General features: G+C 70.4%; 17 protein-coding genes. 13 read left to right on the forward strand and 4 right to left on the reverse strand.

The features are described from left to right. The first annotated feature begins 27 nt into the window (after positions 1-27). Both corA and IFR11_RS10090 read left to right on the forward strand, forming a co-directional pair. The gene (gene corA / locus IFR11_RS10085; RefSeq protein ID WP_055832533.1) at positions 28-1,026 is read left to right on the forward strand and encodes a magnesium/cobalt transporter CorA; all 999 of its coding nucleotides are present in this window, start codon (positions 28-30) and stop codon (positions 1,024-1,026) included. Positions 1,027-1,166: 140 nt separating this feature from the next. Next, entirely contained in the window at positions 1,167-2,603 is a 1,437-nt protein-coding gene (locus IFR11_RS10090; RefSeq protein WP_342030286.1) for an amino acid permease, read from the forward strand. Between the two features lie 295 nt (positions 2,604-2,898). Here the strand turns inward: IFR11_RS10090 and IFR11_RS10095 are convergent, their stop codons facing one another. Continuing rightward, complete coding sequence (locus IFR11_RS10095) at positions 2,899-4,080, reverse strand: 4-hydroxybenzoate 3-monooxygenase (protein WP_191916072.1); 1,182 nt, start codon at positions 4,078-4,080, stop codon at positions 2,899-2,901. Between the two features lie 112 nt (positions 4,081-4,192). Further along, positions 4,193-4,945, reverse strand: a complete 753-nt coding sequence (locus IFR11_RS10100) for an IclR family transcriptional regulator (RefSeq protein WP_055832537.1) — start codon at positions 4,943-4,945, stop codon at positions 4,193-4,195. 90 nt (positions 4,946-5,035) lie between these two features. Between IFR11_RS10100 and pcaH the strand changes: the two genes are divergently transcribed. From pcaH to pcaC, 5 genes are read left to right on the forward strand one after another with little or no spacing between them, the layout of a single operon-like run. Then, a complete protein-coding gene (gene pcaH, locus IFR11_RS10105) occupies positions 5,036-5,845 on the forward strand; it encodes a protocatechuate 3,4-dioxygenase subunit beta (protein WP_055832539.1) in 810 nt (269 codons plus the stop codon). Then, positions 5,845-6,408, forward strand: coding sequence for a protocatechuate 3,4-dioxygenase subunit alpha (gene pcaG, locus IFR11_RS10110; protein WP_055832541.1), 564 nt, complete (start codon positions 5,845-5,847; stop codon positions 6,406-6,408). Before pcaH ends, pcaG begins: the two co-directional genes overlap by 1 nt. Next, positions 6,398-7,855: a lyase family protein gene (locus IFR11_RS10115; protein WP_191916073.1), complete on the forward strand. Its 1,458-nt coding sequence runs from the start codon at positions 6,398-6,400 to the stop codon at positions 7,853-7,855. The genes pcaG and IFR11_RS10115 overlap by 11 nt, the downstream gene beginning before the upstream one ends. Beyond that, complete coding sequence (locus IFR11_RS10120; protein ID WP_191916074.1) at positions 7,852-8,634, forward strand: alpha/beta fold hydrolase; 783 nt, start codon at positions 7,852-7,854, stop codon at positions 8,632-8,634. The genes IFR11_RS10115 and IFR11_RS10120 overlap by 4 nt, the downstream gene beginning before the upstream one ends. Further along, on the forward strand, positions 8,634-9,029 hold the full coding sequence (pcaC, locus tag IFR11_RS10125; protein ID WP_055832545.1) for a 4-carboxymuconolactone decarboxylase: 396 nt from the start codon (positions 8,634-8,636) through the stop codon (positions 9,027-9,029). The genes IFR11_RS10120 and pcaC overlap by 1 nt, the downstream gene beginning before the upstream one ends. Here the strand turns inward: pcaC and IFR11_RS16785 are convergent. Continuing rightward, the gene (locus tag IFR11_RS16785) at positions 9,014-9,532 is read right to left on the reverse strand and encodes a MarR family winged helix-turn-helix transcriptional regulator (protein WP_055934937.1); all 519 of its coding nucleotides are present in this window, start codon (positions 9,530-9,532) and stop codon (positions 9,014-9,016) included. The two genes, pcaC and IFR11_RS16785, sit on opposite strands and share 16 nt — an antisense overlap. Before the next feature lie 60 nt (positions 9,533-9,592). Here IFR11_RS16785 and IFR11_RS10135 point away from each other — a divergent pair, with 60 nt between their 5' ends. The 3 genes from IFR11_RS10135 to IFR11_RS10145 all read left to right on the forward strand — a co-directional run bounded on the left by IFR11_RS10135 (position 9,593) and on the right by IFR11_RS10145 (position 13,714). After that, the gene (locus tag IFR11_RS10135; RefSeq protein WP_191916075.1) at positions 9,593-10,804 is read left to right on the forward strand and encodes an FAD-dependent monooxygenase; all 1,212 of its coding nucleotides are present in this window, start codon (positions 9,593-9,595) and stop codon (positions 10,802-10,804) included. 120 nt (positions 10,805-10,924) lie between these two features. After that, positions 10,925-12,226: a C-glycoside deglycosidase beta subunit domain-containing protein gene (locus IFR11_RS10140; protein ID WP_191916076.1), complete on the forward strand. Its 1,302-nt coding sequence runs from the start codon at positions 10,925-10,927 to the stop codon at positions 12,224-12,226. A gap of 9 nt (positions 12,227-12,235) precedes the next feature. Then, entirely contained in the window at positions 12,236-13,714 is a 1,479-nt protein-coding gene (locus IFR11_RS10145) for a C-glycoside deglycosidase beta subunit domain-containing protein (RefSeq protein ID WP_191916077.1), read from the forward strand. Positions 13,715-13,796: 82 nt separating this feature from the next. Here IFR11_RS10145 and IFR11_RS10150 read toward each other — a convergent pair whose 3' ends face one another. Then, on the reverse strand, positions 13,797-14,735 hold the full coding sequence (locus IFR11_RS10150; RefSeq protein WP_055833182.1) for a LysR family transcriptional regulator: 939 nt from the start codon (positions 14,733-14,735) through the stop codon (positions 13,797-13,799). A gap of 223 nt (positions 14,736-14,958) precedes the next feature. Here IFR11_RS10150 and IFR11_RS10155 point away from each other — a divergent pair, with 223 nt between their 5' ends. Genes IFR11_RS10155 through IFR11_RS10165 form a run of 3 tightly spaced genes read left to right on the forward strand, consistent with a single transcriptional unit; the run spans position 14,959 to position 18,101 of the window. Continuing rightward, a complete protein-coding gene (locus IFR11_RS10155) occupies positions 14,959-16,248 on the forward strand; it encodes an ABC transporter substrate-binding protein (protein WP_191916078.1) in 1,290 nt (429 codons plus the stop codon). Positions 16,249-16,288: 40 nt separating this feature from the next. Next, a complete protein-coding gene (locus tag IFR11_RS10160; RefSeq protein ID WP_055832557.1) occupies positions 16,289-17,263 on the forward strand; it encodes a carbohydrate ABC transporter permease in 975 nt (324 codons plus the stop codon). A 1-nt stretch (position 17,264) separates the two neighbouring features. After that, on the forward strand, positions 17,265-18,101 hold the full coding sequence (locus IFR11_RS10165; protein WP_055832560.1) for a carbohydrate ABC transporter permease: 837 nt from the start codon (positions 17,265-17,267) through the stop codon (positions 18,099-18,101). Positions 18,102-18,158 lie beyond the last annotated feature (57 nt).

The following is an 18,158-nucleotide window of genomic DNA, read 5'->3' on the forward strand; positions in this document are numbered from 1 at the left end:
GACACCTGGCGGGGGTAGAACGGAACCATGCCCATCATCGACAGCGCCGTGTACGTCGGCGGTCACCGCATCGAGAATCCCTCGAGTCTCGACCAGACCTTCGAGTACATGGAAGCCCATGGCGGGATGGCCTGGATCGGCCTGCTGCGGCCCTCGCCCGAAGAGCTCGAGCGGGTCGCCGCCGAGTTCTCGCTGCACCCCCTCGCCGTCGAAGACGCCCTGACCGGCCACCAGCGCGCGAAGCTCGAGCGCTACGGCGGCAATCTCTTCGCCGTTCTGCGCCCGGCGCGCTACATCGACGCGACCGAGACGATCGAATTCGGTGAGCTGCACGTGTTCATCGGGCCCGACTACGTCGTGACGGTGCGTCACGCCGAGGTCCCCGACCTCGCGCACGTGCGTCACCGCCTCGAACAGCAACCCGACCTGCTGGCGCGGGGACCCGAAGCGGTGCTCTACGCGATCCTCGACGAGGTGGTCGACCAGTACGACCCCGTGGCGCGGGGCCTGCAGAACGACGTCGACGAGATCGAGGACCAGCTGTTCGGGGCGGGCGGCGCCGAACTGACCCAGCGCATCTACGAGCTCGCCCGCGAGGTGATCCATTTCCAGCGCGCGACCGAGCCCCTGCGCGACATGCTCGAGGCGCTGCTGCGCGGATCCGAGAAGTACGGCGTCGACATCGAGCTGCAGCGGTCACTGCGCGACGTGCTCGACCACGTGCTGCGCCAGTGCGACAAGCTCACGGCGCTGCGCGCCATCCTCGACAACGCCCTCACGGTGAACGCCACCCTGGTCACCCAGCGCCAGACCGAGACCTCGCTCGAGCAGAACGAGCAGGTGAAGAAGATCTCGGGCTGGGCGGCGATCCTGTTCGGCCCCTCGCTCATCGGCGCGATCTACGGCATGAACTTCAAGAACATGCCCGAGCTCGAGTGGCAATACGGCTACCCGCTCGCGTTACTGCTGATGGTGGCCGTCTCGGCGGGTCTGTGGCTGACGTTCAAGTGGAAGAAGTGGCTCTGAACCCGCGGCATCCGTGAGCTCGGGATGCCGCGGCACGCGGCGCGCTTCCTGGACAGACGCTGCGTGAATCGAATGATGGGGAGGTGAACGACTCCACTCCGCGCTCCGGCGATGCCGTCGAGCCGACCCCCACTTCGACCGTGCAGCTCGAGGACGCCGGCTACCACAAGCGGCTCACCGGGCGTCAGGTGCAGATGATCGCCATCGGTGGCGCCATCGGCACCGGCCTCTTCCTCGGTGCGGGCGGACGCCTGGCCCAGGCCGGGCCCGCCATCGTCATCTCGTACGCGGTGTGCGGCCTCTTCGCGTTCTTCATCCTGCGCGCGCTCGGCGAACTGGTGCTGCACCGGCCCACGTCGGGGTCGTTCGTCTCGTACGCCCGCGAGTTCTTCGGTGAGAAGGCCGCGTTCGTCTCGGGCTGGTTCTACTGGATCAACTGGGCGACGACGACGATGGTCGACATCACCGCGGCTGCGCTCTACATGAACTTCTTCGGCAAGTACGTGCCGTGGATCGCCGCCGTCCCGCAGTGGGTGTGGGCCCTGGCCGCCCTGGTGACGGTGCTCGCCGTCAACCTCGTGTCGGTGAAGGTCTTCGGCGAGCTGGAGTTCTGGTTCGCGCTCATCAAGGTCACCGCCCTCGTCGCGTTCCTGCTGGTGGGCATCTCCCTCGTCGTCTTCGGCACCCCCACCGGCGCCCCCGTCGGCTTCTCGCTCATCGCCGACAACGGCGGGTTCTTCCCCAACGGCATCCTGCCCGCGATCATCCTGATGCAGGGCGTGGTGTTCGCCTATGCCTCGATCGAGCTCGTGGGCACCGCCGCCGGCGAGACGAAGAACCCCGAGAAGATCATGCCGCGCGCGATCAACTCGGTCATCTTCCGCGTCGCGATCTTCTACGTCGGCTCGGTGCTGCTGCTCTCGCTCCTGCTGCCCTACACGGCGTACTCCAAGGACGAGAGCCCGTTCGTGACGTTCTTCGCCTCGATCGGGGTGCCCGGGGTCGACGTCATCATGAACCTCGTCGTGCTGACCGCGGCGCTGTCGTCGCTGAACGCGGGGCTCTACTCCACCGGCCGCATCCTGCGCTCGATGGCGGTCGCGGGCTCGGCTCCGAAGTTCGCGGCGCGCATGAACAAGGCCGGCGTCCCCTACGGCGGGATCGCGATCACCGCGGTCGTCGCGCTGCTGGGCGTCGTGATCAACTACGTCAACCCCAGCGACGCCTTCGAGACCGTCCTGAACGTCGCCGCCGTCGGCATCCTGGTCACCTGGGCGACCATCATCGTCTGCCAGATGAAGTTCAAGCGCCTGACCGACCGCGGTGAGCTCGTGCGTCCGGCGTTCCGGCTGTTCTGGGCGCCCTACACGGGCTACCTCACGCTCGTGTTCCTCGCGGTGGTGATGGTGCTGGTGTTCATCGACTCACCCGCCACGCTGCTCGTGGCGATCGGGGCGAGCATCCTCATCACGATCGGCTGGTTCGCGTGCCGCAGACGCATCGCCGAGCTCGCCGCCGAGCGCGAGGGCCACACCGGCGCGGTGCCCCTGGTCCCGAGCCCCTTCCCGAAGCGCTGAGCTCGCCCCCTCCGGGCGCGCGCGCCCTCTTCGGTCGTGCCCCCTCTCGCCGCCACCCCAGCGTTGAGTGTCCAGGACACGCCGCATCGGGGCGGCAAGGGGCGGCGTGTTCTGGACACTCAACAGGGGTTCGGGCGCCCGGAGGGAGCAGGGCGGACGCGGACGCAGGGCTGGGCGGGCGCAAGGGCGGGCGCAGGGCCGGACGGGAGCAGGGCGGGCGCGGGCGCAGGGCCGGGCGGGCGCAGGGACGGGGCGAGCGCAGGGCCGGACCGGAGCGGGCCCGCACGGGCGGGGCTCAGGCGTCGAACGGCCAGCCGCAGTACGCCTCGGCCAGGTAGGCGCGGCCGTGCTCCGATTCCACGACGGTGCGCAGTTCGCCGAGCTGACGGCGGCGGTCGAAGTCGGTGGCATCCGGAGCCACGTGCAGCAGGCTCGTCATCCACCACGAGAAGTGCTGGGCCTTCCAGATGCGGCGGCTCGCGGTCTCGGGGTACGCGTCGAGCAGGCGCGCGTCGCGGTCGACCAGCAGGGCCCCGAGGGCGGCGGCGAGCAGGCGCACGTCGGCGATCGCGAGGTTCATGCCCTTCGCGCCCGTGGGCGGCACGGTATGGGCGGCATCGCCGACGAGGGCGACGCGGCCGCGACGCAGTTCGTGCGCCACGAAACTGCGGAAGCGCAGCACGTCGCGCTGGAAGATCGGGCCCTGCTCCAGCGTCGTTCCGGGAACGCGCTTCTGCAGCTCGTCCCACAGCTGCTCCTCGGAGTACGCCGCGGTGTCGGTGTGCGGGTCGCACTGGAAGTACATGCGCTGCACGGTGTCGGAGCGCTGGCTGACGAGCGCGAAACCGTCGGGGGAGTTGCTGTAGATCAGCTCCTCACTGCTGGGCGGCGCCTCGCACAGGATGCCGAACCAGGCGAACGGGTACTCGCGGAAGTAGCCGCCCTGGCTCGAGCCGGTGACGCTCGCGCGGGCGACGCTGCGGGAGCCGTCGGAGCCGACGACGAAGTCCGCCTCGATCTCGAACGGGGCGCCCTCGGCATCGGTCGCGATCACGCGGGGCCGGTCGGTGTCGGCGTCGTCGATGCGCTCGGCCGTGACGCCGAAGCGCAGGTCTTGACCGGCCTCGAGGCGCGCGGCGATCAGATCTTTGAGTACCTCGTGCTGCGGGTACAGCCAGACGGCGCGACCGACGGTGTCGGCGAAGTCGATGCGGTGCCCCTCGCCCTCGAAGCGCAGTTCGATCCCGTCGTGGCGGTTCCCGACGGTGCGGGCGCGCGAGGCGGGACCGATCGTGTCGAGCAGTTCGACCGTGCCCTGCTCGAGGATGCCGGCGCGGATGGTGCTCTCGATCTCGTCGCGGGAGCGCTGGTCGATGACGATCGACTCGATGCCGGACTGGGCCAGCAGGTGCGAGAGCAGCAGCCCCGCGGGGCCGGCGCCGACGATGGCGACGCGGGTGCGGACGGTGGGGTTCATGGGCGTCTCCTTCGACGGTGCTGAGTCGATGGTGCCCCTCACCCCCGCCCGCCCAGCCACACTCTCCCATTCATCGGGACGCGGCAGAGCAGCACGCGCTCACGCGGGGCCGTCAGCGGCGGTAGCCCAACGCGCGCTCCGTGTCGCGGGCGGCGCGGTGCAGCTCGACGAGCGCGAACTGCGTCTCGGCATCGCGGGGGAGCACCACCGACAGCGCTGCGATCACGGCCCCGGTCTCGTCGCGCACGGGCACGGCGACGCCGGTCGACACCGCGTCGACGTACCCCGGGGCGACCACCCGCCCCAGGGTGCGGATCTCGGCGAGCGTGCGTCGGAGTGCGGCGGGATCGACGATCGTCTCGGGGGTCACCGCCTCGAGGGGGCCCGCCAGCACGCGTTCCTGCAGGTCGTGCGGAGCGAACGCCAGCAGTGCCAGCCCCGACGACGACGCGTGCACCGGAAGGCGGCCGGCGACGCGGGTGATGTTGGCGCCGGAGTCGGGCGCACTCAAACGCTCGAGGAACAGGGCCTCGTCGTGCTCGAGGATCGCCAGCTGCGTGTGCTCGCGCACCCTCTGCTGCACGCGCTCCATGTAGGGCAGGGCGGCCTGCCGCAGGCGTAACGCGTGCGACGACCGCGTCGCCAGCTCCCAGAGCCGCATGCCCACGCGCACGCGGCGCTCGTCGTCTCGCTCGAGGAGTCCGGCATCCACCAGTTCGTTCACGATGCGGTGCGCGGACGAGCTCGGCAGGTCGGCGCGACGACCGATGTCGGCCGTCGTCTGGGCGGTGCGCGTGGGGGTGAAGGTCTCGAGGATGCGTACGAGTCGGTCGGTGACCGAATCGCCCGAGGAGGAGTTCGCCATGGGCTCAGGATGCCATGACTCCCATTCAGCGGGAACGCTCTGGCGCCTCCGTGGCCGGTGCCGGACGATGGACATGTCGAAGGAGACCCCATGTCGCACCCCGCCGCCGCCCCCGAGACGCTGCTCGCCGCCCCCGACCAGGCGACGCAGAGTCAGATCGTCGACGAGATCCGCGCCCGTCACGCCGAGCTCGACGCCCTCGACGCCGCCGGTGAGCGCCTCGGCGCGACCGCGCACGACTTCCCCGCGTACCGCTCGAGCGTGCTGCGGCATCCGACCAAGAACCCCCGGCTCGTCGACCCCGAGACGATCGAGCTGTTCTCGCCCGCCTTCGGGCAGCGCGACGTCGCCGCGATCGAATCCGACCTCACGCTGCAGCACGCCGGGGAACCGCTGGGTGAGCGCATGAGCGTGCAGGGGCGCCTGCTCGATTCGTGGGGACGGCCGGTGGCGAACCAGCTCATCGAGATCTGGCAGGCCAACTCGGCCGGGCGCTACATCCACCAGCGCGACCAGCACCCCGCCCCGCTCGACCCGAACTTCACCGGCGCGGGCCGCGCGGTCACGAACGAGAACGGCGAGTACCGCTTCACCACGATCAAGCCCGGCCCCTACCCGTGGAAGAACCACCGCAACGCCTGGCGGCCGGCCCACATCCACTTCTCGGTGTTCGGCTCGTCGTTCACCCAGCGGCTCGTCACGCAGATGTACTTCCCCGGTGACCCGCTGTTCGCGCTCGACCCGATCTACAACAGCATCCACCGGCAGAAGGACCGCGACGCCCTGGTGGGCGTCTACGACCACGACCTCACCTCACCCGAATGGGCGACGGGGTACCGCTTCGACATCGTCGTCGACGGCGCCGATGCGACCTACTTCGAGCAGGAAGGCGACGAGTGATGAGCGCCGTCCCCCCCAAGACCCACCGCGCCACCCCCGGCCAGACCGTGGGGCCGTTCTTCGCGTACGGCCTGGAGTTCCCGAAGCAGCACCAGGTCGCCTTCCCCCACTCGCCCGGCGCGATCGTGCTCGGCGGCACGATCCTCGACGGCGCGGGGGCACCCATCCCCGACGCGCTCATCGAGATCTTCGGGGCGGATGCCGACGGCTCGGTGCCGCGGGCGCGGGGCGCGTTGCGCCGCGACGACCACACCTTCACCGGCTTCGGCCGCGCGTTCACCGACGACGAGGGGCACTTCGAGTTCTGGACCCGCGAGCCCGGTGGCATCGGGGGCCGCGCCGCCTTCTACGCGGCGATCGTGTTCGCGCGGGGGCTGCCCGACAAGCTGCACACCCGCATCTACGTGCCCGGCGACGACGCCGCGCTCGCCGCCGACCCGCTGCTGACCTCTCTGACGCCGCAGGAGCGCGCTACTGTCGTCGCGACGCGCACCGCCGACGGCGGCCTGCGGCACGACATCCGGCTGCAGGGCGAGAATGAGACGGTCTTCCTTGCCTTCTGAGCCCCCCACGGTGGTCGACGTCGGATTGCTCTCGCCGGTGACGGTGGGGCACGACCTGCTCGTGTCGGACGGGTTCGTGCTGGACGCGCTCGTTCGCGCGGAGTGCGCTCTGGTCGCGGCCTACGCCGACCTCGGCGTCGCGCCGCGGCGGGTGGCGGTCGAGGTCGACCACGTCTTCGGGCTCGACGAGAGGGGCAGCTCGCCCGCGCGGAATCTCCCCGCGCGCAATGTCGATGTCGGTGCGCTGGTCGCGGCGTCGGTCGCCGGGGGGAACCCCGTGATCCCGCTCGTCGGCATGCTCAAGGAACAGGTGCCGGCCGACTGCGCGCCGTGGATCCACCGCGGCGCCACCAGCCAGGACATCCTCGACACCGCGCTGATGATCGTCGCGCGCCGCGCCATGGAGCAGGTGCGCTCGTCGCTGCGCATCGCGGGGGAGCGGGCCCGGGAGCTCGCCGTCACGCACGCCGACGACGTCGCGGCCGCTCGCACCCTCACCCAGCACGCCGTTCCCACGACGGTCGGCGCTCGGGCCGCGACGTGGGCGCGGGGCATCGAGCGGGCGCTCGCGGGCATCGATGCGCTCGCGTACCCCGCGCAGCTCGCCGGCGCCGGCGGCACCCTGGCCTCGTTCGTCGAGATCACGGGCTCGCACGAGAACGCGGCGGCGCTGCCCGCGGCGTTCGCCCGGGCCGCCGGCCTCGACGCCCCCGATGCTCCCTGGCACGTCACCCGCTGGCCGATCACCGAACTCGGAGATGCCCTGGTGCAGGTTCTGGACGCGCTCGGCAAGCTGGCCGCCGACGTCGCGACCCTCGGTCGCACCGAGATCGGCGAGGTGTCGGAGGGCGTGGGCGGCGGATCATCGGCCATGCCGCAGAAGCAGAACCCCGCCGAGGCGGTGCTGATCCGCTCCGCCGCCCTGCGCGCTCCGCAGCTGGGGGCGACGCTGCACCTCGCGGCCTCCCTCGCCGTCGACGAGCGTCCCGACGGCGCCTGGCACGCGGAGTGGCCGACGCTGCGCGAGCTGCTGCGTCTGGCGTTGGGGGCGGCGCGGCACGCGGCGTCGCTCGCGTCTCACCTGCGGGTCGACGTGTCGGCGGCGCAGCGCAACGCCGGGCTGACCGGCGGTCGACTCGTGAGCGAGCGGCTGCGCGGAGTGCTCGTGCCGCTCATCGGCGCGCCGCGGTTCGCCGAGCTGCTCGCCGGCGACGGCGACCTGGCGGAGCGCCTGCGCGCGCTGCCCGAGGCGGCGGGACTCGACGTGGACGCCGTGCTCGACCCGTCGGCGTACGTCGGCCTGGCGCCGTGGCTGGCGCGGGGCGGGGTCGGCGGCGAGACAGGCGGCGGCCGCGCAGAACGCGCGGCATCGGGCGCACACGAACACGGGCCGGACGAACACGGCCTGGACGAACACGGCCTGGACGAACACGGGGTGGACGAATGAGTGCGGTGTCGCTGATCTCGCTGACCGAGCCGGTCGGCTCGCCCGACGCGCCGCTCGTGGTGCTGGGGCCGTCGCTCGGCACCTCGACCATCCTCTGGGACGACGTCGTGCCGCTGCTCGCCGACGACTACCGCGTCGCCGCGTGGGACCTCCCCGGCCACGGCACGGGGCCCGTCGCGCGCGCGGCGTTCACGGTCGCCGACCTCGCGGATGCCGTGGCCGCGGCCGTACCCGACGACACCTTCCTCTACGCCGGCGTCTCGCTCGGGGGAGCCACCGGACTCGAGCTCGCGCTGCGGCACGGCGATCGTCTTCGTGCCGCCGCGATCGTGGCATCCGGAGCCGAGCTCGGCGACCCCGGCGCCTGGGCCGAGCGCGCCGCGCAGGCGCGGGCGCAGAGCACGTCGAGCCTCATCGTCGCCTCGGCCCGACGCTGGTTCGCCCCCGACTCGATGGCGCGGCGCCCCGAGCTGACCGGCCGGCTGCTGCACGCGCTGCAGGACGCCGACGACGACAGCTACGCCCGCTGCTGCGAAGCGCTCGCCGCCTACGACGTGCGCTCGGATCTCGGCCGGATCGACGTGCCCGTGCTCGCCGCGTGGGGGGCGTTCGACGCCGTCGCCCCCGAGGCCAAGGCCGTCGAGATCGCCGCGGGCGTGCAGAACGGTCGGGTCGAGCGCATCGACAGCGCCGGGCACCTGCCCCCCGCCGAGCAGCCCGAGGCCGTGGCCGCCCTGCTGCGCTCGTTCTTCGCCTCCACCTCTCGAAAGGCCGCCTGATGCCCACCGACCAGGAACGCCACGACCAGGGGATGGCCGTGCGCCGCGCGGTGCTCTCGGACGCGCATGTCGACCGCGCGACCGCGGCGACGACCGACCTCACCGCCGACTGGCAGGACTTCATCACGCGCGTCGCGTGGGGTGACATCTGGTCGCGTCCGGGTCTGGACCGCCGGTCGCGCTCGATCGCGGTGCTCAGTTCGCTCATCGCGCACGGGCATCACGAGGAGCTCGCGATGCACCTGCGGGCGGCGCTGCGCAACGGCCTGACGATCGACGAGATCCGCGAGGTCATCCTGCAGTCGGCGATCTACTCGGGCGTGCCGGCCGCGAACACGGCGTTCCGCATCGCGTCGCAGGTCTTCGCCGAAGACGCGACTCACGCGCCGGAGTGATCGAGGGCGTCGTCGTAGGCGTCGATCAGCCGGTCGAGGAAGCGCTGCACGGTTGCGCGCTCCGCGGCGTCCATGGCCTGCACCACCGTCTCGACGCCCTCGATGAGGGGCGTGACGAGCTCGCGCGCCCTGTCGCGTGAGCCGTCGACGGGGGTGACCACGAGCTTGCGGCCGTCGTGGGGGTGGCGTTCGCGGCGGATGTGCCCGGCGTTCTCGAGGCGGTGCAGTACCAGCGTCATCGCGGCGGTCGAGATGCCGAGGCGTCGGGCCAACTCGGTGGGGGTGGCGGGTCCCGTCGAGATGAGGTGGTCCATCGCCTCGAGCCCGGGTGCGTCGACGGCGAGGGCGGCGGCGACGTGCTTCTCGAACTGCTGCTGGCGCAGGGCGACGCGCTGCACGCGCGCCCGCAGATCGTCGTCGCCCAGCGGGGCGTCGCTTCGGCGCGCACGCTCGCGCTCACGGCGGTCGTCGTGCGCAGCGGGAGGGTCGTCGAGCGGGTCCACTCGTCCAGGATAGTCGTGTAGATTGCCAATCTCATTGATTATCAACGGAACGGGTGAAGAATGGCGGCGACCTCCGACCGACGCGTGCTGATCAGCGGGGCGAGCATCGCCGGCCCGGCGCTCGCGTACTGGCTGAACCGATACGGCTACGAGACGGTGATCGTCGAACGCGCCGACGCGCTGCGCACCAGCGGGCAGAACGTCGACGTGCGCGGAGCCGGACGTGAGGTGGTGCGGCGGATGGACCTGGAGTCCGACGTGCGGGCGGCGACCACCGGCGAGGTCGGCACGCGGTTCGTCGACGGCGACGGACGCACGGTCGCGGAGTTCCCGGCCGGCCGCGGCGAGTCCGACGGCGCCACCGCCGAGCTCGAGATCCTGCGCGGCGACCTCGCGGAACTGCTCGTGGAACGCACGACCGGACGCACGGAGTACCGCTTCGGCGACCGGGTCACCGGGCTGGAGCAGGATGCCGACGGTGTCACGGTGCGCTTCGAGCGAGCGCCCGATGAGACTTTCGCCCTCGTCGTGGCCGCCGACGGAATCGGCTCGCGAACCCGCGGGCTCGTCTTTGGCGAGGAGCCGCGGATCCGCTCGCTGGGGCTCGAGACGACGTACGGGACGATCCCGCGCACCGCCGAAGACGACGACTGGTGGCGCTGGTACTCCGCGCCGGGCGGCCGGTCGATCACGCTGCGCCCCGACCCGCACGGCACGATCCGCGCGACGCTGTCGGTGGTCACCGATCGTGCGCGCCCGAGGAGCGAGCGCGGAGATGTGGACGCCCAGCGCCGCCGCCTGCGCGCCGTCTTCGCCGACGCCGGCTGGGAGGCGGAGCGCGTGCTCGACGCCTTCGACCGCGCCGACGAGCTGTACACCGACGCGATCGGTCAGGTACGGGCTCCCCGCTGGTCGAGTGGTCGGGTCGCACTCGTGGGGGATGCCGCGTACTGCGCCTCACCGGTCAGCGGAATGGGGACGAGCCTCGCCCTCGTGGGTGCGTACGTGCTGGCGGGCGAACTGGCCGCCCATGTCGACCACCGCGACGCATTCGGCGGGTACGAGCGCCTGATGCGCCCCTACGTCGCGCAGGCGCAGAACCTGCCCCCGGGGACGCCGCGGCTGGCCAACCCGACCTCGCGGGTCGGCGTGGGGGCATTCCGGACCGCGCTGCGGGTGGCATCCACTCCCCTCGCGAAGCGTCTCACGGGGGGACTCTTCACGCCGCCGGCCGACGCCATCGACCTGCCGGACTACGCGCACCTGGGGTGACGTGTCGGTGGGCTCGCGTCACGGGCCGCGCGATCGTGATGCGCCGCATCACAACAGCTTATGTCGGAATAAAGCATAAGGCGGGTAGCGTCGAAGTCACCCCACAGAGAGTGAGCGACGATGCTTCTCGAAAGAGACCTCATCCAGTCCGTCGGATTCCGAAACGTCCGCGAGGGTGACGAGATCACCGGCTTCCAGTTCCGCGTCCGGATGCCGTCGTACCGCGGCATGGCGGCGTCACTGATCGACGGGATCGGCGTGAGCATTCCGGGGCTGGTCGACGTGGCATCCGAGGTACCGCTGTGGACCCTGCAGGGTCGGCAGTACACGCTGGCCGAACTGTGGGACGGCGACGGGGTGCGCTGGCCCCTCGAAGACGCCGCGATCATCACCGTCCCGCTGCCCGGCGGTCTCCCCGACGGCGTGCACGAGCTCTCGATCGATCTGCGCCTGCGCGCCTCGTACATTCCGCTCGAGCACCAGCCGAGCCGCTACCGGGTGACCAAGCACGTCACGCTGGCGCCCGAGGCATCCGGCGCCCCCTTCCGCTACGGCGTCTCGCTCTACAGCTACATGGGCGACTACGGCACGGTCATGGACCTCGAGACCGCCCTCGCCTCGATCGCCGACCTGGGGGCCACCGGCGTCGAGATCCTCGGCGAAGCGCACGTGCCGAACTACCCGCACCCCTCCGACGAGTGGGTCGACGAGTGGTTCGCCCTGCTCGAGAGGTACGGCCTCGAGCCCACCAACCTCGGTTCCTGGATCGACACGCGGCTGCACTCCAGCGGGCCGAACGCCCGCGACATGACGGTGGACGAGGGCGCGGCCGCGCTGCAGCGCGACCTGCGGCTCGCCAAGCGCCTCGGCTTCCGGTTCGTGCGGCCCAAGATCGGCGTCGTGTCGAGCGACCTGATTCCGCACCCCATCTGGACCGAGGTCGTCGAAGCGTCACTGCCGCTGGCCGAGGAGCTCGACGTCATCATCTGCCCCGAGATCCACTCGCCGACCCCCATCAAGCACGAGGTCGTCGACGACTACATCGCCCTCATCCGCCGCACCGGCACGAAGCACTTCGGCCTGCTGCTCGACACCGGCATCTTCCAGGACCGACCGATCCCGCTCGCAGCCGGCGAGCTGCCCGGCCAGCGCCCGGCGTTCCTCGACGGCATCCACGTCGACCCCGCCGACGTGTTCGACGTGATCGAGAACGTGGTGTTCATCCAGGCGAAGTTCCACGACATCGACGAGCAGCTCGACGACCAGCAGATCCCGTGGGAACCCGTGCTCAAGGCACTGAAGGACGCCGGCTACACCGGGTACCTCTCCAGCGAATACGAGGGGGTGCGGGAGCCCTGGCGTTCGATCGAGCAGGTGCGCCGCCAGCACTCGCTCATGCGGCAGATCGCCGACCGGATCTAAGGACACCCCATGCCGAACGGACTGATTCACGACGACAGCCTGCGCACGCACCCTGACGGGTTCGCGCTGCGCTTGACCATCCCCTGGTACCGCAGCCTCTGGCTCTCGTCGGTGACTTCGCTCGAGCTCACCGTCGACGGCGAGCGGGTGGATGCCGACGACCTCCGCGTGGCGTTCGGCGACACCGTCTTCGGGCTCGACGAGCTGCCCGAGCAGAGCGAACGGCTCTGGTTCCTGCAGGAGCACCCGCTGCTGATCGCCCGCCGCGCCGACCCGGTCGCGCTCGGCGAGACCCACGACGTCGTACTGCACGGCGAGCTGCGCCTGCCGTACATGCAGATCGCGCCCGGCCAGGACGGCGGGCCCGGGATGTACGTGCCGAACGTCGTGCACGACGTGAAGACGCTCACCGTCGTCGACGCGGATGCCGGGGTCCCCGCGCTCGTGTCGGACGTGACGCCGCCGCCCCCGGCGAGCGACGACGACCCGTTCCAGCTGGGCCTGACCCTGTACTCGGCCAGCGCCGAGTTCCGCGCGGGGTACTTCGACTTCGACGGTCTGCTCGACCGGGTCGCGGAGCTGGGGATCGGTCCCGGCATCGAGATCGTGGCATCCCAGATGGTGCCGACCTACCCCGTGGTCGGTGACGACTTCGAGCGAGCGTGGCGGGCGGCGTTCGACCGGCACGGCTTCGTCGCGAGCTCGTTCGGCGCGAACCTCGACATGGGTCGGCGACGCGATCGCGACATGACCCCCGACGAGGAGTTCGCGTTCTCGAAGCTCATGTTCGAGGGCGCGAAGAAGCTCGGCTTCCCGCTCGTGCGCATCCAGAGCGCCCAGCCCGCGCTGCTGCGCCGGCTGCTGCCCATCGCCGAGGAGCTCGAGCTGAAGCTCGCGTACGAGATCCACGCGCCCATGGGGCCCAACGCCGAGCCGATCCTGCGCGTGCGCGAGACCTACGCCGAGCTCGACTCGCCCCTGCTCGGCTTCGTCGCCGACTTCTCATCGACCATGCACGCGATGTCGCCGACGCTGCTGCGCGCCGTGCGCCGCGCCGGTCTCGACGACGAGGCGGTGGCGAAGCTGCAGGAGATCTGGGCGACCGATGCCGCGATGCGCGAGCGTCAGCAGGAGTTCCTCGGCTACCTCCGCGGCCGCGACTTCGACCCCGGTCGCCTGGGGTCGTTCGCGCACCTGGCCTTCAACATGCACGGGCACGTCGATCCGCGCGAGTGGGCCGACATCATGCCGCAGATCCTGCACGTGCACGCGAAGTTCTACGACATCGACGAGCAGGGCCAGGAGCCCGCGATCGACTACCCCGAGCTCGTGCGCGTGTTCGTCGAGGGCGGCTACCGCGGCTTCTGGTCGAGCGAATGGGAGGGTCATGCCTTCGCCGAACTGGGCGAGGTCGACCCGCTGCTGCTCGTGCGGCGCCAGCACGACCTCATCCGCGCGTCGATGAGGGCGGTGACGGCGGCCGTCTGACGGCACCGCGGGGTGCGGCGCGCGTGGGGGCTCGCCGCACCCCGACCGTGGGGGCGACGCCGGCCGCGCGACCGGGCGTCGGTTACGCGGGCGCGTGGCCGGCGGCGATGACGCGGCCCGCTTCGGTGAACAGGCCGCGCATCCACTCGTGCTCGGGGTCGCGCGTGTGCGAGGGATGCCACCACAGCGCGCTCACGAGAGGCGTCGCCTCGAACGGCAGGGGGACGACGCGGATCCCACCGATGCGCAGCAGGTGCGGGGCGAGGGCCGACTGCACCAGGCCGACCCGGCGGGTACCGCTGACGAAGTGGCCGACCGACAGGAAGCTTTCGAGCACCACCTCGATGTGCGGCTCGACGCCGAGCTGCTGCACCTGGCGGGCGGCCGAGGTGAAGGCCGATCGCGACTGGAACGTGAGCACCCACGGCATGTCGGCGAGGTTCTGCATCGTCAGGACGTCGCCCACGTCGTCGTTGTCGTCGGCGACGACGGCGAGCCAATCGTCCTGCCAGAGGTCGAGATACGGCAGGCCCGAGACGGGGCCGTGCGGGATGACCATGGCGTCGGCCGAGCGCAAGCGGTTCGCCGCGTCCTCGACGATGCCGGGGTTGTGCAGCATGTAGCGGAACCGCACGCCGGGGGCCTGTTCGGCGGCGAGCTGCGAGACGATCGTGCCGACGGTGACGAAGCCGTAGTCCGACCCGTAGATGGAGAATTCGCGGGTGGACTCCGCGGGCGACCACGATGCCTGGCTCTCGAACACCCGCCGCGCGGCCTCGAGTGCCGTGGTCGTGTGCTCGGTGAGGCGCACGGCGAACGGGGTCAGCTCGTACGTGTTGCCGCGGCGCGCCAGGATCTGGTCGTCGAAGTGGGTGCGCAGGCGCGACAGCGAGGCGCTGAGGGCCGGTTGGCTCAGGTGCAGCCGTTCGGCGGCGCGGGTGACACTGCGCTCCGTGAGGAGGGCGTCGAGCGCGACCAAGAGGTTCAGGTCGAGGCGCGAGAGCGTTGCATGATCGGTCACCACGTCGTGATCCTTCGCTGGGGAGCTGTCCCTGCACTGTATCAATGGCGTCTATGCGGGGCCAGAGCTCATGCCTGACGGCGATGCGGTCGCGGCCTCATCGCCTTATGCGCCGCATCGCGAAGACTTATGTGCGTTTTCGGCGCATCCCACTGATACTGGGACACACAGCACAGGTGCTCCCATCGAAGGGTCCGCCGACAACGTCGTCAGAAAGGCTGTCATGACTCAGCAACGTCGCCTCACGCGCATCGCAGGTCTTCTCGTTGTTCCCGCCACCGCCGCCCTCGTTCTCGCCGGCTGCTCCGGCTCCGGCTCGGGCTCGGGCGACGGGAACGCCGACTCGTTCACCTTCACCTTCGCCACCTCGAACAACCTCGAGAGCCCCTACGAGGCGCTCGCGAAGGCGTACATGGAGGCGAACCCCGACATCACCATCACCACCAACCCCACCCCGAACGACAAGTACGGCGAGACCATCCGCACGCAGTTCCAGGCCGGTAACGCCTCCGACGTCGTGCAGACCACCCCCGGCTCGGGTGACGCCCGCGGTCTCGTCCCCCTCGCCGAGGCCGGCTTCCTCGAGCCGCTGGGCGACACCGCCACCTCGCTCGTCCCCTCCGGCAGCGAACCGCTGTTCGAGATCGACGGCAAGACCTACGGGCAGCCCATGGACTTCACCATCGGCGCCGTCGTCGCGAGCATGGGCACCGCCGCCCAGAACGGCATCGACGAGTGGCCGACCACGATGGACCAGTTCTACGCGGAGTGCGAGACGCTCACCGGGCAGGGGAAGTCCATGCTCGCCCTCGCCGGCGCGGCCGGCCCCAACGCCGGTCTGACCGCGCAGGGCATCGCCGCCACGCGCGTCTACGAGGTCGAACCCGACTTCAACACCGAGCGTGCCGCGGGCGACACGACCTTCGCCGAGAGCACCGGGTGGAAGGACGCGCTGCAGACCATCATCGACCTGAAGGACCGCGGATGCTTCCAGCCCGGTGCCGAGGGCGGTGGCTTCGACGCCATCACCAACGGACTCGCGCAGGGCACCTCGATCGGCAGCTTCATCCCGTCGGGCTCCGCGGTCGAGATCGCGTCGGCGGCTCCCGCCGAGGCGAACTTCAAGGTGCAGCCGTTCCCCGCCGCCAAGGGGGAGAAGCCGTTCGTGCTCGCCAGCTCGAACTACACGATCTCGATCAACGCGAAGTCCGAGAAGAAGGATGCCGCGGCGGCCTTCGTCGAGTGGCTGTCCACGCCCGAAGCGCAGGAGAAGTACTACGAGGTGTCGGGCCTGCTGCCGATCTCGGAGTACAAGAACCTCGACCTCAGCGACACCATCTACTCCCCGGTCGTCGACATCCTCGCCGAGGGGTCCTACACGACACTCCCCAACAACGTCTGGCCCAACCCGGCCGTGTACGAGGCGCTGCAGGTGGGCGTGCAGGGGCTGCTGACCGGTCAGACGCAGATCGATCAGGTGCTGCAGAACATGGACAACGCCTGGGGCGAGTGAGCCCGTTGGATGCCGACGACGAGACGATGACGAGAAGGACATGAGCACAACACTCCGAAGCGGACAACAGGTCGCTACCGAGACCGAGCGCGTGGTCCTTCCCCGGCGCGGGGGGCGCGGTCGCCGCGTTCCCCCGCCCCGCCGGTCGGGTCAGCTGAAGTTCGGCTACTGGTGGTGGGCGCTGCCCGGCATCGTCTTCGTCCTCGGCATCCATTACCTCGCCACGGGGATCGGCGGCTTCTTCGCCTTCACGAACTGGACGGGGATCGGGGCCTTCGAGATCGTCGGTCTCGACAACTTCGTGCGGATCTTCCAGGACCCGACGAAGATCGGCGCCCTCGGGAACACCCTGTTCCTGGCCTTCGGCTCGGTCATCATCAGCAACATCCTGGGGTTGGGCATCGCGGTGGGCCTGAACCGCGGACTCAAGTCGCGGTACATCCTGCGCACGCTCTTCTTCATGCCGGTGGTGCTCAGCCCCCTCGCCACCTCGTACATCTGGAAGTTCATCTTCGACTTCAACGGCCCGCTGAACGTGATCCTGCGGGGAGCGGGGCTCGACTCCGTCGCCCGCGCCTGGATCGCCGACCCCACCTGGGCGATCTGGACCGTCCTGGTCGTGCTGGTGTGGCAGAACATCGGCTTCGCCATGGTGATCTACATGGCGGGACTGGCGGCCGTGCCGGTCGAGATCGAAGAGGCGGCGGCCATCGACGGCACCACCGTCTGGCAGCGCTTCTGGCACATCACGCTGCCCTCCATCCGCCCGGCGGTCGCCATCGCGACCACGCTCGGTCTCGTCAACGGTCTGCGCGTGTTCGATCAGATCATGGCCCTCACCGGCGGCGGACCTGCCGGGGCCACCGAGAACCTGGCCACGCAGGTCTACAAGCAGTCGTTCGCCCTGGGCAACTTCGGCTACGGCGCCGCCCTGGCGCTGCTGCTGACCGTGATCATCCTCGTCTTCGCCGTCATCCAGCAGCGCGCCACCGCCGAGCGCCCCGAGGAGAACTGACATGTTCCGCTACACCAAGCTCACCGCGTTGCGCGAGGTCGGCTTCTGGCTGGTCGCCCTGGTCTTCCTCCTGCCGTTCTACTTCCTCGTCACGACGGCGCTGAAGTCCGACCGCGAGGTCATCACGTCGTCGACGCTCGCCCCGCCCTCGGCCCCGGACTTCGGCAACTTCGCCAAGGTCCTCACGGCCACCGGCAACGCGAACGTCATCCAGGGCCTGCTCAACAGCGTGATCATCACGGCCGGCAGCATCTTCCTCATGGTGTTGCTGGGCTCGCTCACCGGCTACGTGATCGCTCGCAGCACGCGGCGCTGGAGCCGCGGCGTCTACTACCTGTTCCTCGTCGCGATCATCCTGCCCACGCAACTGGGGACGGTCCCGCTGTACATCGGGGCGCGCTCGATCGGCCTGACCGGTTCGGTGTGGGGGATGATCCTGCTCTACAGCGGCATGCTGCTGCCGCTCGCGATCTTCCTCTACGCAGGGTTCTTCCGCGGCCTCGGCACCGAGTACGAGGAGGCCGCGACCATCGACGGCGCGAGCCGCACGCAGATCTTCTTCCAGGTCGTGCTTCCGCTGATGTCGCCCGCGACCGGAACGGTGGCGATCCTCGCCGGCCTCATCGTGTGGAACGACTTCTTCACCTCGCTGATCTTCCTCGGGGGATCGGCGAACCAGACCCTGCCGGTCGCCATGTACTACTACATCGGTTCGCTGGTCTCGGCCTGGAACCAGATCTTCGCGATCGTCATCGTCTCGATGATCCCGATCCTCGCCTTCTACCTCTTCGCCCAGAAGCGCTTCATCCAGGGCTTCGCCGGCGGCTTGAAGGGCTGACGCCTTCTCCTCGCGGGCTGAGCCCGCCCACCGGGATGCCGCGGAGCGCGGCATCCG

Source organism: Microbacterium sp. CFBP 8801 (assembly GCF_014839455.1).
Classification (GTDB): Bacteria; Actinomycetota; Actinomycetes; order Actinomycetales; family Microbacteriaceae; genus Microbacterium.